25 protein-coding genes are annotated in these 13,426 nt (G+C 65.7%); all 25 read right to left on the bottom strand.

What is annotated here, in order from left to right; translation table 11 throughout:
• Nucleotide 1: 1 nt before the first annotated feature.
• The 25 genes from J4H86_RS19855 to rpsS all read right to left on the bottom strand — a co-directional run bounded on the left by J4H86_RS19855 (nucleotide 2) and on the right by rpsS (nucleotide 13,418).
• Nucleotides 2–1,024, bottom strand: coding sequence for a DNA-directed RNA polymerase subunit alpha (locus J4H86_RS19855; protein ID WP_236539394.1), 1,023 nt, complete (start codon nucleotides 1,022–1,024; stop codon nucleotides 2–4).
• 89 nt (nucleotides 1,025–1,113) lie between these two features.
• A complete protein-coding gene (gene rpsK / locus J4H86_RS19850; RefSeq protein ID WP_236539393.1) occupies nucleotides 1,114–1,521 on the bottom strand; it encodes a 30S ribosomal protein S11 in 408 nt (135 codons plus the stop codon).
• Between the two features lie 67 nt (nucleotides 1,522–1,588).
• Nucleotides 1,589–1,969 carry a 30S ribosomal protein S13 gene (gene rpsM / locus J4H86_RS19845; RefSeq protein ID WP_236539392.1) on the bottom strand — a complete coding sequence of 127 codons (381 nt, stop codon included), beginning with the start codon at nucleotides 1,967–1,969 and terminating at the stop codon, nucleotides 1,589–1,591.
• A gap of 211 nt (nucleotides 1,970–2,180) precedes the next feature.
• Nucleotides 2,181–2,294 carry a 50S ribosomal protein L36 gene (gene rpmJ, locus J4H86_RS19840; RefSeq protein WP_236544100.1) on the bottom strand — a complete coding sequence of 38 codons (114 nt, stop codon included), beginning with the start codon at nucleotides 2,292–2,294 and terminating at the stop codon, nucleotides 2,181–2,183.
• Between the two features lie 63 nt (nucleotides 2,295–2,357).
• A complete protein-coding gene (gene infA, locus J4H86_RS19835) occupies nucleotides 2,358–2,579 on the bottom strand; it encodes a translation initiation factor IF-1 (protein WP_017593374.1) in 222 nt (73 codons plus the stop codon).
• Between the two features lie 233 nt (nucleotides 2,580–2,812).
• Complete coding sequence (locus J4H86_RS19830) at nucleotides 2,813–3,280, bottom strand: DUF1707 SHOCT-like domain-containing protein (protein WP_236539391.1); 468 nt, start codon at nucleotides 3,278–3,280, stop codon at nucleotides 2,813–2,815.
• A gap of 80 nt (nucleotides 3,281–3,360) precedes the next feature.
• Nucleotides 3,361–4,185, bottom strand: coding sequence for a type I methionyl aminopeptidase (gene map / locus J4H86_RS19825; RefSeq protein WP_236539390.1), 825 nt, complete (start codon nucleotides 4,183–4,185; stop codon nucleotides 3,361–3,363).
• Complete coding sequence (locus tag J4H86_RS19820) at nucleotides 4,185–4,841, bottom strand: adenylate kinase (RefSeq protein ID WP_236539389.1); 657 nt, start codon at nucleotides 4,839–4,841, stop codon at nucleotides 4,185–4,187. The genes map and J4H86_RS19820 overlap by 1 nt, the downstream gene beginning before the upstream one ends.
• Entirely contained in the window at nucleotides 4,841–6,178 is a 1,338-nt protein-coding gene (gene secY, locus J4H86_RS19815) for a preprotein translocase subunit SecY (RefSeq protein WP_236539388.1), read from the bottom strand. The genes J4H86_RS19820 and secY overlap by 1 nt, the downstream gene beginning before the upstream one ends.
• 305 nt (nucleotides 6,179–6,483) lie before the next feature.
• Nucleotides 6,484–6,948: a 50S ribosomal protein L15 gene (gene rplO, locus J4H86_RS19810; RefSeq protein ID WP_236539387.1), complete on the bottom strand. Its 465-nt coding sequence runs from the start codon at nucleotides 6,946–6,948 to the stop codon at nucleotides 6,484–6,486.
• Nucleotides 6,948–7,154, bottom strand: coding sequence for a 50S ribosomal protein L30 (gene rpmD / locus J4H86_RS19805; protein WP_236539385.1), 207 nt, complete (start codon nucleotides 7,152–7,154; stop codon nucleotides 6,948–6,950). The genes rplO and rpmD overlap by 1 nt, the downstream gene beginning before the upstream one ends.
• A 2-nt stretch (nucleotides 7,155–7,156) precedes the next feature.
• Nucleotides 7,157–7,756, bottom strand: a complete 600-nt coding sequence (rpsE, locus tag J4H86_RS19800) for a 30S ribosomal protein S5 (RefSeq protein ID WP_236539383.1) — start codon at nucleotides 7,754–7,756, stop codon at nucleotides 7,157–7,159.
• Between the two features lie 55 nt (nucleotides 7,757–7,811).
• Complete coding sequence (gene rplR, locus J4H86_RS19795; RefSeq protein WP_330932435.1) at nucleotides 7,812–8,192, bottom strand: 50S ribosomal protein L18; 381 nt, start codon at nucleotides 8,190–8,192, stop codon at nucleotides 7,812–7,814.
• A gap of 2 nt (nucleotides 8,193–8,194) precedes the next feature.
• Nucleotides 8,195–8,731, bottom strand: a complete 537-nt coding sequence (rplF, locus tag J4H86_RS19790; RefSeq protein ID WP_236539381.1) for a 50S ribosomal protein L6 — start codon at nucleotides 8,729–8,731, stop codon at nucleotides 8,195–8,197.
• Between the two features lie 10 nt (nucleotides 8,732–8,741).
• Complete coding sequence (rpsH, locus tag J4H86_RS19785) at nucleotides 8,742–9,140, bottom strand: 30S ribosomal protein S8 (protein WP_236539379.1); 399 nt, start codon at nucleotides 9,138–9,140, stop codon at nucleotides 8,742–8,744.
• Nucleotides 9,141–9,340: 200 nt separating this feature from the next.
• Nucleotides 9,341–9,526: a type Z 30S ribosomal protein S14 gene (locus tag J4H86_RS19780; RefSeq protein WP_236539378.1), complete on the bottom strand. Its 186-nt coding sequence runs from the start codon at nucleotides 9,524–9,526 to the stop codon at nucleotides 9,341–9,343.
• A 10-nt stretch (nucleotides 9,527–9,536) separates the two neighbouring features.
• Nucleotides 9,537–10,115: a 50S ribosomal protein L5 gene (gene rplE / locus J4H86_RS19775; RefSeq protein ID WP_236539377.1), complete on the bottom strand. Its 579-nt coding sequence runs from the start codon at nucleotides 10,113–10,115 to the stop codon at nucleotides 9,537–9,539.
• Entirely contained in the window at nucleotides 10,115–10,420 is a 306-nt protein-coding gene (rplX, locus tag J4H86_RS19770) for a 50S ribosomal protein L24 (protein ID WP_236544098.1), read from the bottom strand. The genes rplE and rplX overlap by 1 nt, the downstream gene beginning before the upstream one ends.
• A gap of 11 nt (nucleotides 10,421–10,431) precedes the next feature.
• The gene (gene rplN / locus J4H86_RS19765; protein WP_236539376.1) at nucleotides 10,432–10,800 is read right to left on the bottom strand and encodes a 50S ribosomal protein L14; all 369 of its coding nucleotides are present in this window, start codon (nucleotides 10,798–10,800) and stop codon (nucleotides 10,432–10,434) included.
• 25 nt (nucleotides 10,801–10,825) lie between these two features.
• Nucleotides 10,826–11,101: a 30S ribosomal protein S17 gene (rpsQ, locus tag J4H86_RS19760; protein ID WP_236539375.1), complete on the bottom strand. Its 276-nt coding sequence runs from the start codon at nucleotides 11,099–11,101 to the stop codon at nucleotides 10,826–10,828.
• Nucleotides 11,098–11,355, bottom strand: coding sequence for a 50S ribosomal protein L29 (rpmC, locus tag J4H86_RS19755; RefSeq protein WP_236539374.1), 258 nt, complete (start codon nucleotides 11,353–11,355; stop codon nucleotides 11,098–11,100). Before rpmC ends, rpsQ begins: the two co-directional genes overlap by 4 nt.
• 64 nt (nucleotides 11,356–11,419) lie before the next feature.
• Nucleotides 11,420–11,836, bottom strand: coding sequence for a 50S ribosomal protein L16 (gene rplP / locus J4H86_RS19750; RefSeq protein ID WP_236539373.1), 417 nt, complete (start codon nucleotides 11,834–11,836; stop codon nucleotides 11,420–11,422).
• Between the two features lie 2 nt (nucleotides 11,837–11,838).
• The gene (rpsC, locus tag J4H86_RS19745; RefSeq protein WP_236539372.1) at nucleotides 11,839–12,687 is read right to left on the bottom strand and encodes a 30S ribosomal protein S3; all 849 of its coding nucleotides are present in this window, start codon (nucleotides 12,685–12,687) and stop codon (nucleotides 11,839–11,841) included.
• Nucleotides 12,687–13,070, bottom strand: a complete 384-nt coding sequence (gene rplV, locus J4H86_RS19740; protein WP_236539370.1) for a 50S ribosomal protein L22 — start codon at nucleotides 13,068–13,070, stop codon at nucleotides 12,687–12,689. Before rplV ends, rpsC begins: the two co-directional genes overlap by 1 nt.
• A gap of 69 nt (nucleotides 13,071–13,139) precedes the next feature.
• Nucleotides 13,140–13,418, bottom strand: coding sequence for a 30S ribosomal protein S19 (gene rpsS / locus J4H86_RS19735; protein ID WP_236539369.1), 279 nt, complete (start codon nucleotides 13,416–13,418; stop codon nucleotides 13,140–13,142).
• Nucleotides 13,419–13,426 lie beyond the last annotated feature (8 nt).

Genomic DNA, 13,426 nt, shown 5'->3' with positions numbered 1-13,426 from the left:
GTTAGTACTGCTCGGTCTCGACGTACGCCTCGTCCTCGTCGTCCTCGGACTCGTAGGAGTCGGCAACGCTGACCGGGTCGAACCCGGGGGGTGAGTCCTTGAGCGACAGCCCCATGTCGACAAGCTTCTGCTTGACTTCCTCGATGGACTTCGCGCCGAAATTCCTTATATCCAACAAGTCCTGCTCGGAGCGAGCGACCAGCTCCCCGACGGAGTGGATCCCCTCCCGCTTGAGGCAGTTGTAGGAACGCACCGTGAGGTTGAGGTCCTCGATCGGCAGCGCGAGGTCCGCCGCGAGAGCCTGATCCGTGGGAGAGGGTCCCATGTCGATGCCCTCGGCGTCGACGTTGAGTTCCCGGCACAGACCGAACAGCTCGACCAGCGTCTTGCCGGAGCTCGCCACCGCGTCCCGCGGACGGATCGACGGCTTGGTCTCCACGTCCAGGATCAACCGGTCGAAGTCGGTCCGCTGCTCGACACGGGTCGCCTCGACCTTGTAGGTGACGCGCAGCACCGGCGAGTAGATGGAGTCGATCGGAATCCGGCCGATCTCCTGCCCGGGCTGCTTGTTCTGCGCGGCGGAGACGTAACCCCGGCCCCGCTCCACGGTCAGCTCCATCTCCAGCTTGCCCTTGCTGTTCAACGTGGCGATGGGCAGCTCGGGGTTGTAGACCTCGACCCCGGCCGGAGGAGCGATGTCCGCGGCGGTCACGACGCCCGGCCCCTGCTTGCGCAGGTACATCAGCACCGGCTCGTCGTGCTCGGAGCTGACGACCAACCCCTTGAGGTTGAGGATGATCTCGGTGACATCCTCTTTGACGCCCTCGACGGAGGTGAACTCGTGCTCCACACCCTCGATGCGGATGCTGGTCACCGCCGCCCCCGGGATCGAGGACAGCAGCGTACGGCGAAGCGAGTTACCGATGGTGTAGCCGAAACCCGGCTCCAGCGGCTCCACGACGAACCGGGACCGGTGGTCACCGACCAGTTCTTCGGTCAGAGTCGGACGCTGAGCGATGAGCATGTTTCTTTTCCTCTCCCACGACCGCCCGCTATATGACGGTCACTGGTATGAATCGGCCCCGCGTGAACGGGACTGACGCGTCGACGTCCCTAGACGCGACGACGCTTGGGCGGACGGCAGCCGTTGTGCGGCACCGGCGTGACGTCCTGGATGGAGCCAACCTCGAGTCCGGTCGCCTGCAGCGAACGGATCGCGGTCTCACGGCCCGAGCCCGGCCCCTTGACGAAGACGTCGACCTTGCGCATGCCGTGCTCCTGCGCACGACGCGCGGCGGCCTCGGCGGCGAGCTGGGCGGCGAACGGGGTGGACTTACGCGAGCCCTTGAAGCCAACCTGTCCGGAGCTGGCCCACGAGATCACCGCGCCGCTGGGGTCGGTGATGCTCACGATGGTGTTGTTGAAGGTGCTCTTGATGTGCGCGTGCCCATGCGCGACATTCTTCTTTTCCTTGCGGCGCACCTTACGCGCGGTGGTCGCCTGGCGGCCCTTTGGCGGCATTGCCTCAAACTCCTAAAGATGTGGTACCCGGCCCGGGGGTTCACTCACCCCAGGGCTGATCAGGCTGCTACTTCTTGCCGACCTTCTTCTTGCCGGCCACGGTCTTCTTCTTGCCCTTACGGGTGCGAGCGTTGGTCTGCGTACGCTGCCCGTGCACCGGCAGACCGCGGCGGTGCCGAACACCCTGGTAGCAGCCGATCTCGATCTTGCGACGGATGTCCGCCTGCACCTCGCGACGGAGATCGCCCTCAACCTGGTAGTTGCTGTCGATCCAGTTCCGCAGTGCGATCAACTGGTCTTCGGTGAGCTGATGCACCCGCGTGTCGGGGTCAACCCCGGTACCCTTCAGCGTTTCGACCGAGCGCGTACGCCCGATGCCGAAGATGTAGGTGAGTGCGATCTCGACTCGCTTCTCGCGAGGGAGATCGACGCCGGAAAGGCGTGCCATATGGGCCGTTCTCCTTAGGTTCGTTGCGGAGGTCTTCCCCGTCGAGTTCCCCGCTGCCCAAAGGGCGGGGCCTCGGCCTCCGACCGAGGGTGTGTCCGTGGTGGACTCTCGACGGGACTCGCGCGTTGGTTAACGTCTATCTCGGTGATGCGCCGGTCAGACACCTCAGCGTGTGACGTGTCCGCCGTACGCTGCGCGCCGACGGGCCTGTCTAGCCCTGACGCTGCTTGTGCCGAGGATCTGAGCACACGACGCGGATCCGCCCATGACGGGTAATCACGCGGCACTTCGCGCAGATCTTCTTCACGCTCGGCTTAACCTTCATGGTCACTCCGGACTCGATGAGGCCGGCACTCGCCGGACCCTCGCGGGCCGACGACTGCGGGCACTACTTGTAGCGGTACACGATGCGTCCGCGCGTGAGGTCGTACGGGCTGAGTTCCACGACCACACGGTCATCGGGAAGGATCCGGATGTAGTGCATCCGCATCTTGCCGCTGATGTGGGCGAGAACCTTGTGCCCGTTGTCGAGCTCCACTCGGAACATTGCGTTGGGCAAGGACTCGATAACGGAGCCCTCGATCTCGATGGCGCCGTCCTTCTTAGCCATATCCTCCGCGCTTCGTTGGTCTGGTTACGACTCTTCGCTGCACCCCGGCATGCCCCCGTCAGCGACAGGGCCTTACAGGTGGGCAGCGGCTTGACAGCGGGGCGTTGGCGTTCGACGCAAGTAGACCGCGGCTCCACGGCATGCCACTTGGGCATGCTGACCCAACAACCCGGGTGTGAGCGGATCCAGTTTACCCCGCTCTTACCACTGCTCTCGACCCGCCACGACCACCCTCAGTCGGCCGGCCTGTCGCGGGTGGCGCCACGGATGACGACGAAGAGCACCGTGCTGATCGCCACGGCGATCCCACCGGGCACCAGCGTCCAGATCCACCACAGTGGAAGCGACGCCTCCAGCGACAGGGCGAGGATCCCCCACACCGAGAAGCTGATGAGGTTGACGCCGCCCCACACCGTCCACGGGACCACCACGGCGGGGTGGCGGAGGACCGAGGATTCCTGACGGGCCAGGGGCCCCGCGGCGGGCCGCGGTTCCAGTTCCCGACCGACGGTACTGAGGTCGCTGGCGGGAAGGTCACGCGTGAGCGGCACGAGGTCCGCCAGCGTCCGTGCCCCGTAGACGACCTCGAGGCGCTCCTGCAACTCCTCGCCGTCCAACCGCCCCTGTGCGTAGTTCTCCCGAAGCACCTCGGCGACCTGGTCGCGGTCGGCGTCGGAGGCACGCACGTCGGGGTTGTTCATAACGCCATCTTCAACGCTGGAAGGGGGTCACGCAATTCCACCAAAGTCACGACATCGCACGACCTTGGTGGAGGGTGACGTCACCAGCCGGAGTCGACGAACCCGAGCTCGCTGATGCGTTGGCGGTTCTCCGCGCGTGCGGTGAGCACACGCGGTCCGTCCGCGGTGATGGCGACGGAGTGCTCGAAGTGCGTGGACTTCGCACCGTCCTGCGTCACGACGGTCCAGCCGTCGTCGAGCTGGACCACGACCTCGGTGCCCATGGTGACCATCGGCTCGATCGCGAGGCACATGCCCTCGCGGAGCTTGATCCCCTTGCCGGCCTTGCCGTGGTTGAGCACGTGCGGCTCCATGTGCATCTGCGTCCCGATGCCGTGCCCGCCGAACTCCTCCACGTTCCCGAAGTCGCCCTGGGAGTGGATGTAGGTCTCGATCGCGTGGCCGATGTCCCCGAGGCGCTTCCCGGGACGCATCTCGGCGATACCGCGCCACATGGCTTCCTCGCACACCGACATGGCGACGCGCTCGGCCTCGGTTCCGCCGCCGATCGCGACGGTGATCGCCGAGTCCCCGTGCCAGCCGTCCAGGATGGCGCCACAGTCGATGGAGACCAGGTCCCCGTCCCGGAACTCCGTGCTCTGGCTGGGGATGCCGTGGACGACTTCCTCGTTCACCGAGACGCAGATGGACCCGGTGAAGCCGTGGTAGCCCTTGAACGACGGCACCGCCCCAGCGGACCGAATCGAGTCCTCGGCGATCCGGTCCAGCTCCAGTGAGGTCATGCCCGGGCGGATCTCGGCCCGCAGGGTGTCGAGCGTGGCGGCGACGACCCGCCCAGCGGCCCGCATCAGGTCGATCTGCGCTGGGGTCTTCACCTCGACCTTGGACCGCCCCTTGCGGAACATCAGGAGGCCTCGCCCACGCCCAGCGCCTTCACCGCGCGACGCGTGACATCCTCGACCGCGCCGATCGCGTCGATCCGCACCAGGAGCCCACGCCGGTCGTAGAAGTCGACCAGCGGAGCGGTCTGCTCCCGGTAGACCTCCAGGCGGCGGCGGATCGTCTCGGGACGGTCGTCGTCGCGCTGGAAGAGTTCGCCGCCACAGACGTCACAGACGCCCTCGGTCTTCGGCGGGTCGTAGTCGAGATGGTGCACGTGCCCACACTTACGGCACGTGCGCCGCCCCTCCAGACGCCGGACGACTTCGTCCTCGTCGACGACGAGCTCCAGCACGGCGTTCAGCTCGGTCGCGAGGTCGCTGAGCATGGTGTCCAGCGTCTCGGCCTGCTGCACGTTGCGGGGGAACCCGTCGAGCAGAAACCCGTTCTTCGCGTCGTCCTCCGCGAGGCGATCGCGCACCATGGCGTTGGTGACCTCGTCCGGAACGAGGTCTCCTTTGTCCATGTACGCCTTCGCCCGCTGCCCAAGCGCGGTGTCGCCGCTGATGTTGGCCCGGAAGATGTCGCCGGTGGACACCTTCGGAATCGCCAACCGCTCGGCGATGATCTGTGCCTGGGTGCCTTTGCCGGCCCCTGGAGGTCCTACCAGTACAACTCGCACTATCGCAGAAAACCTTCGTAGTTCCGCTGCTGGAGGTGACTCTCGATCTGCTTCACCGTGTCCAGCCCCACAACGACCATGATCAGGATGCTTGTGCCACCGAAGGGGAAGTTGGCGGACGCTCCCGACGCCCCCAAAGCCACCATCGGCAACACACCGATAAACGCCAGATACAGCGCACCAGGGGTCGTCAGCCGCGCGAGCACGTACTCCAGGTACTCGGCAGTGGGTCGCCCCGGACGAATACCCGGGATGAATCCACCGTACTTCTTCATGTTGTCGGCGACGTCAGTGGGGTTGAAGATAATCGACACGTAGAAGAACGCGAAGCCCACGATGAGCACGAAGAACGTCGTCAGGTAGACCGGGTGCGTGTCGGCGGGGTTGAAGTAGGTCGTCAGGGTCCGGGCGAACCAGCCGTCGGACTCCGGCCCCACGAACCCGAGGAAGAGCTGCGGCAGGTAGAGGATCGCCGAGGCGAAGATGACCGGGATCACACCCGCCTGGTTGACCTTCAGCGGGATGTAGGTGGAGCTGCCGCCGTACATCCGGCGCCCGACCATCCGCTTGGCGTACTGCACCGGGATCCGGCGCTGCGCCTGCTCGACGAACACCACACCGGTGATCAGGGCGAGGCCCGCGGCGATGATGATGCCGAACATCCAGGGGCTTTCCTCCGCCCACATCCGGCTGATCTCGGCGGGGAAGATCGCGATGATCGCGGTGAAGATCAGCAGCGACATGCCGTTGCCGACCCCACGCTGGGTGATCTGCTCGCCGAACCACATGATCACGGCGGTTCCGGCGGTCATCACGACCACGATGGTGATGGTGGCCATCAGCTCGTTGGGCGTGCCGAGGAACGGCATGTAGTCCTGCGGGTTACAGGGCCCCTGTGCGCCACCGAAGAGCTGCCCCGTTCGGGCGGTCGCCACGATGCTGGTGGACTGCAGGACGGCGAGCGCCAGCGTCAGATAACGCGTGTACTGCGTGATCTTGGCCTGGCCGCTCTGGCCCTCCTTCTTCAGCGCCTCCAGGCGCGGAATCACCACCGTCAGCAGGTTCAGGATGATGCTGGAGGTGATGTAGGGCATGATGCCCAGCGCGAAGATCGACAGCTGTAGTAGCGCCCCACCGCTGAACATGTGCAGGAGCGAGTACAGCCCCGTCTCGTCCGCGGCTCGGACGTCGGACACACACTGGCTGATCGCGACCGAGTCAATCCCAGGGGCCGGCACCACGGAGCCGAGCCGGAACAGCGTCAGGATAAACAGGGTGAACAGCAGCTTGTTACGCAGGTCGGGCGTGCTGAACGCACGGACGAACGCACCTAGCACGTCTCCTCCTGTGCGGCACCGGCTACGGGATCGCCTGACGGCATCGCGGCCGATCCGGGATCGTCGGGGGCTCTCATTACCTTGAGTTACCTGGCCATGGGGACACGGTCAGCGTGAGTGGCCGCCCACGCCTCCGGGGTGCTGGATCGATGGATCACCCACACCCCACACCACGGGCACCGGAAGTGCCGAGTGCGGGGGAGTTAGGAACCATCGAACCGACCCTAGCAGCCCATACGACTGGACGCCGGCTTCTGCACCCTTCAATCAGGGTGAGCCGCCGGCGTCCAGAGGGTGGATCATGCCTAGGACTCCGCGATGCTGCCACCCGCAGCGGTGATCTTCTCGCGGGCCGAGTTCGACACAGCGTCCACGTTGACCTGGACCGCGACCGAGATGTCCCCGGTCCCCAGGATCTTCACGCGGTGGTTCTTGCGCACTGCGCCCCGCTCCGCCAGCCCCGCCGCGGTGACCTCGCCACCGTCCGGGTAGAGCTCAGCGATCTTGTCCAGGTTGACCACCTGATAGGTGACCTTGAACAGGTGGTTGCTGAACCCCTTGAGCTTCGGGATCCGCCGGATCAGGGGCATCTGGCCACCCTCGAAACCGACCGGCACGGTGGACCGCGCCTTGGTTCCCTTTGTTCCGCGGCCAGCGGTCTTGCCCTTGGAAGCCTCGCCGCGACCCTTACGGATCCGCGCCTTCTTGGCTCCTTCGGCGGGACGCAGGTGGTGCAGCTTGAGCGGCTCGTCGAGCGGACTCTCACTCATTAGCGACCTCCCTCCGCACTGTCACCGGCCACGTCCTCGACGTCGACCAGGTGTGACACGACGTTGATCTGTCCGCGCACCTCGGGACGGTCCTCACGCGTGACGGACTTGCCGATACGCCCGAGGCCGAGCGTCCGCAGCGTCTCGCGCTGGTTGTGCCGCCCACCGATGGAGGAACGGACCTGCGTAATCTTCAACTGCGCCATGGCTAGACCGCCTTCGCTTCCGCGCGTGCGCGCAGCATGGCGGCCGGGGCGACCTCCTCCAGCGGAAGACCACGGCGGGCCGCGATCTCCTCCGGACGGCTCAGACCCCGCAGGGCGGCGACGGTGGCGTGCACGATGTTGATCGGGTTGGACGACCCCAGCGACTTGCTGAGGATGTCGTGGATACCCGCGCACTCCAGAACCGCACGCACCGGACCACCGGCGATAACACCGGTACCGGGAGCGGCCGGCCGCAGGAGCACGACTCCGGCGGCGTCCTCGCCCTGGACCCGGTGGGTGATGGTGCCCTGGATCCGCGGGACCTTGAAGAAGTTCTTCTTGGCCTCTTCGACACCCTTGGCGATGGCGGCGGGAACTTCCTTGGCCTTGCCGTAACCGACACCGACCATCCCGTCACCGTCGCCCACCACCACGAGTGCGGTGAAGCTGAAGCGACGCCCGCCCTTGACGACCTTCGCCACGCGGTTGATCTTCACAACACGTTCGATGTAAGAGACACCCTTGTCGGCGGAGCCGCCGCGGCGATCGTCGCGGCGCTCCCGCCGCTCGCCGCCGGCGCCGCGCCGCGGTGCTGCAGCCATCAGTGATCCCTCATCTCGTCAACGGGCAGTTCCTGCCCGGGGGTGCTAACTCCGCTCACAGCTCCAGCCCCCCACTGCGCGCCCCATCGGCGACTGCGGCGACCCGGCCGTGGTACTTGTGGCCTCCACGGTCGAACACGACCGTGGTGACTCCGGCCTGCTTGGCGCGCTCGGCGACGAGCTCCCCAACCTGCCGGGCCTTGTCGGTCTTCTCCGCCGTCGCAGAACGAAGGGAGGTGTCCATCGTCGAGGCGGAAGCCAGCGTGTGGCCGGCAACGTCGTCGATGACCTGGGCCACCATGTGCCTCAGCGAACGCGTGACAACCAGACGCGGACGGACCGGCGTACCGGCCACCTTCTTGCGGACCCGCCGGTGGCGCCGTGCCCGGGCTGCGTCGCGGGAAGCGGAGCTCCCCACTTTCACGGACTTCGACATGCCTACTTACCAGCCTTCCCGGCCTTGCGGCGGATCCGTTCGCCTTGGTAGCGCACGCCCTTCGCCTTGTACGGGTCAGGCTTGCGCAGGGCACGAATGTTGGCCGCGACCTGCCCAACCAACTGCTTGTCGATCCCGTCCACGTGCAGAAGCGTCGGCTTCTCCACCCGGAAGGTGATGCCCTCCGGCGGCTGCATCGGGATCGTGTGACTGTAGCCCAGGGAGAACTCCAGTCCGGAGCCCTTCGACACGACGCGGTAACCCACGCCGGTGATCTCCAGGGTCTTGGTGAAGCCCTGGGACACACCCTGGATCAGGTTCGCCAGCAGCGCACGGGTCAGCCCGTGCAGCGAGCGAGTGGCCGGAAGATCATCCGGACGGCTCACCTGAATGGTGCCGTCCTCCACCTCAACGATGATCGGATGGTCAACCGTGTGCGAGAGCTCGCCCTTGGAGCCCTTGACCTTGACGTGCTGCCCGTCAACCGTCACCTCGACACCCGAGGGAACCGGGATCGGCAGCCTACCTATACGCGACACAATCCCTCCCTCACCAGACGTAGGCGAGGACTTCGCCGCCCACGCCATTCTTCTTCGCCTGCTTGTCGGTCATCAGTCCACCGGACGTCGAGATGATGGCAACGCCCAGGCCGCCGAGTACGCGCGGCAGGTTGTCCTTCTTCGCGTACACCCGCAGCCCCGGCTTGGAGACCCGGCGCAGTCCGGCGATGGAGCGCTCCCGGGTGGGGCCGTACTTCAGGTCGACCACAAGGTTCTGCCCCACGGGCGCCTCGGCGGTCCGCCACCCTTGGACGTAGCCCTCCTTCTGCAAAATCTCGGCGATGTGCGCCTTGATCTTGGAAAACGGCATGCTCACGGTCTCGTGATACGCCGAGTTCGCGTTGCGCAGACGCGTCAACATGTCTGCGATCGGGTCGGTCATCGTCATGGCCGATTGGCCCTTCCTCACCGCGGTTTCCGCTGCGGGATCTCACTCCCGGTCACAACCGTTCCCCCGCGCTAGCACGAGGCGGACCTGCGGTGTAGTCATGGATGTTCACGCGTTCGGGCGCGAGCGATCGCTCGTGCCATACCGCGGTGAACACCCGGTTGATTCTGTCTGTGTCCGGCTGGGGCGCCGGCTGCCAGCTACCAGCTGGACTTGGTGATGCCCGGCAGCTCGCCGCGGTGGGCCATCTCCCGGAAGCAGATCCGGCACAGCCCGAACTTGCGGAAAACCGCACGGGGCCGTCCGCACCGCGAGCAACGAGTGTACGCGCGCACGGAGAACTTCGGCTTCCGGTTCGCCTTCGCGATCAGTGACTTCTTCGCCATACTCTTCCCCTCAGGCTTCCTTGAAGGGGAATCCGAGCCGCCGGAGCAGGCTGCGCCCCTCCTCGTCGGTGGTCGCCGTCGTGACGACGGTGATGTCCATGCCCCGCTGACGGTCGACCTTGTCCGGGTCGATCTCGTGGAACATGACCTGCTCGGTCAACCCGAAGGTGTAGTTGCCCTGACCGTCGAACTGCTTGGGCGACAACCCCCGGAAGTCCCGGATTCGCGGAAGCGCAAGGCTGAGGAGGCGGTCGAGGAACTCCCACATCCGGTCGCCCCGGATGGTGGTGTTCACACCGATCGGCATGCCCTCACGCAGCTTGAACTGCGCGATGGACTTACGCGCGCGGTTAATCCGCGGCTTCTGCCCGGTGATCAGGGAGATGTCGGCGACCGCGCCCTGGATCAGCTTCGCGTCCCGGGCGGCCTCACCAACACCCATGTTCACCGAGACCTTGACGATCCCGGGAACCTGCATCACGTTGGCGTAGCCGAACTCGTCCCGCAGCGCGGGAACGATCTCGTTGCGGTACGTCTCCTTGAGCCGCGGTACCGGTGGGGCGGCCCTGTCGTCGGCTGTTACCGTCATCAGATGTCCTTACCGGTACGGCGGGAGATACGGACCTTGGTCCCGTCCTCCTCGAAGCGGTAACCGACGCGCGTGGGCTTGCCGTCCTCCACGATCGCGACATTGCTGACGTGGATCGGGGCCTCGCGGGTGATGACCTCACCCTGCTGCCCGCCCGCGCGGTTCGCTCGCCTGTGCTTCTTGATGATGTTCACGCCCTCGACAACGACGCGGTCCTCTCGGGGAAGGGCCTTGACGACCGTCCCCGTGGCTCCCTTGTCCTTGCCGGCGATGACGATGACCTCGTCACCCTTTTTGATCTTCAAACCCGACATGGTCAGAGCACCTCCGGCGCTAGCGAGATGATGCGCATGAACTTCTTGTCCCGCAGCTCACGGCCGACGGGACCGAAGATACGGGTTCCCCGCGGGTCCCCACCATCCTTGATGAGGACTGCGGCGTTCTCGTCGAAGCGGATGTAGGAGCCGTCCGGCCGGCGCCGCTCCTTGGCGGCCCGGACCACGACGGCCTTGACGACATCGCCCTTTTTGACTCCGGCGCCGGGCAAGGCGTCCTTCACCGTCGCGACCACGGTGTCGCCGATGCCCGCGTAGCGCCGGCCCGAGCCGCCGAGGACACGGATGGTCAAGATCTCCTTGGCACCCGTGTTGTCGGCGACCTTGAGTCGCGACTCCTGCTGAATCACGTCTGCTCCTGATGCTTGCTTTGGGCTACTTGGCCTTCTCCAGGATCTCCACGACGCGCCAGCGCTTGGTCGCGGACATCGGGCGGGTCTCCATGAGGCGAACCCGGTCGCCCACGCCGCAGGTGTTCGCCTCGTCGTGAGCCTTGTACTTCTTCGTGCGCCGGATCACCTTGCCGTAAAGCGCGTGCTTCACACGGTCCTCGACCTCGACGACAACGGTCTTGTCCATCTTGTCGCTGACCACGTAGCCTTCACGCGTCTTGCGGTAATTGCGAACCTCGGCGGTACCGGTGTCACTCATTCGGCTGCTTCTTCCTTCGTCTCCTCAGCCGACTCGCCGGCCAGTCGCAAGATGCCGAGTTCGTGCTCACGCATGACCGTGTAGATCCGGGCGATCTCCTTGCGCACGATACGCAGCCGACTGTGGTTGTCGAGCTGGCCTGTGGCTGCCTGGAAGCGGAGGTTGAACAGCTCCTCCTTCGACTCCTTGAGCTTGGCGACCAGGTCCTCCAAGGACTGGTCCCGAAGCTCCTCGGCGGTCTGGGACTTGGCCATCACGCCTCCACTTCACACTGTGCGAACTTGCCTGACTGTGCTTCACGATTCATGGGAACTGCACTCACTCCCATGTGTCGCGCTTGACGAACTTGCACTTCATCGGCAACTTGTGCATCGCGCGACGGAGCGCTTCCTTGGCCACCGACTCCGGAACACCCGACAGCTCGAACATGACGCGTCCGGGCTTGACCGGCGCGACCCACCACTCGGGAGAACCCTTACCGGAACCCATGCGGGTCTCGGCCGGCTTCTTCGTCAGTGGACGGTCCGGGAAGATGTTGATCCAGACCTTGCCGCCACGACGAATGTGTCGCGTCATGGCGATACGCGCGGCCTCGATCTGGCGGTTCGTGACGTACGCCGACTCCAGCGCCTGAATGCCGAACTCACCGAAGTTGATGGTGGTACCGCCCTTGGCCCGGCCCCTGAGGCTCGGGTGGTGCTGCTTGCGGTACTTGACCTTCCGGGGAATCAGCATGTCTAGCTCCCCTCTCCCTCGGAGGACGGCTTCGCCGCGGCCTCAGGAGCGGACGCCTGCTGGCCGGATCCCTGGCTCGCCTGAGCCGGGGCTCCACCCTGCTGACCGCCCTGCTGGCCACCACGACGACGACGCTGCGACGAACGCTCACGACGCTGCTGGCCACCGCTCGGCGGACCGCCGGCGGCACGCTGTGCCGCCTGGGCCGCCTCGCGCTCGGCGCGGGTCTGCGGGGCCTCGCCCTTGTAGATCCACACCTTGACGCCGATACGCCCGAAGGTCGTACGGGCCTCGTAGAAGCCGTAGTCGATGTCGGCACGGAGGGTGTGCAGGGGCACGCGTCCCTCGCGGTAGAACTCCGAGCGGGACATCTCAGCCCCACCCAGGCGTCCACCACACTGAACGCGGATGCCCTTGGCGCCACCCTTCATCGCGCCCTGGATTGCCTTACGCATAGCCCGTCGGAACGAGACCCGGCTTGACAGCTGCTCCGCGACACCCTGAGCGACGAGCTGAGCGTCGATCTCGGGGTTCTTCACCTCAAGGACGTTGAGCTGGACCTGCTTCTTGGTCAGCTTCTCAAGGTCGGCGCGGATCCGGTCCGCCTCGACTCCCCGACGGCCGATCACGATGCCGGGACGGGCGGTGTGAATGTCCACCCGAACCCGGTCGCGGGTGCGCTCGATCTCCACCTTGGAGATTCCGGCGCGCTCCATGCCCCGGGTGAGGAGGCGGCGGATCGCCACGTCCTCCTTGACGTAGTCCTTGTACAGCTTGTCGGCGTACCACCGGCTCTTGAAGTCGGTGGTGATGCCCAGCCGGAACCCGTGCGGGTTGATCTTCTGCCCCACTATCGGGTCCTTCCCTTGCTCGTAGTGGACGAGGCCCCGACGGTCTCGCTGTCCGGCGACGCGACGACAACGGTGATGTGTGACGTTCGCTTGGTCACCCGGAAAGCACGACCGAAGCCTCGCGGCTGGATCCGCTTCAGGGTCGGACCTTCGTCCACCCAGGCGCGGCTGACCACCAGACTGTCGCGGTCCTGCTCGTCGTTGTGCTCGGCGTTGGCGATGGCGCTCGCGAGCACCTTGCCCACCGGTTCACTCGCTGACTGTGGCGCGAACCGCAGCACCGCCTGTGCCTCGTCTGCGGGCAGCCCGCGGATCAGGTCCACCACACGGCGGGCCTTTCGGGGCGTAACACGGACGAACCGTGCCTGTGCCCTCGTTTCCATCGCTCTTCCCTCGCAAAACTCGTCCCCCGTGGGGGGATGGCAACTGTTTCGACGTCCGTCGACGGCCACCTATCGGCGGCTGCGGCGGTCCTCTTTAACGTGGCTGCGGAAAGTGCGCGTCGGAGCGAACTCACCGAGCTTGTGGCCGACCATGGTCTCCGAGACGAACACGGGGACGTGCTTGCGGCCGTCGTGAACCGCAATGGTCAGACCGATCATTTCTGGAATGATCATGGACCTGCGTGACCAGGTCTTGATGACGTTCTTGCTGCCCTTCTCAAGCTGAACCTGCACCTTCTTCAAAAGGTGCTCGTCAACGAAGGGTCCCTTCTTTAGGCTACGTGGCATCGGACGTG

Origin of the sequence: Spiractinospora alimapuensis, assembly GCF_018437505.1 — a bacterium.
Lineage (GTDB): Bacteria > Actinomycetota > Actinomycetes > Streptosporangiales > Streptosporangiaceae > Spiractinospora > Spiractinospora alimapuensis.
Note: the sequence above shows the minus strand (reverse complement) of the source record. Positions and strands in the feature narration are given on the sequence as shown.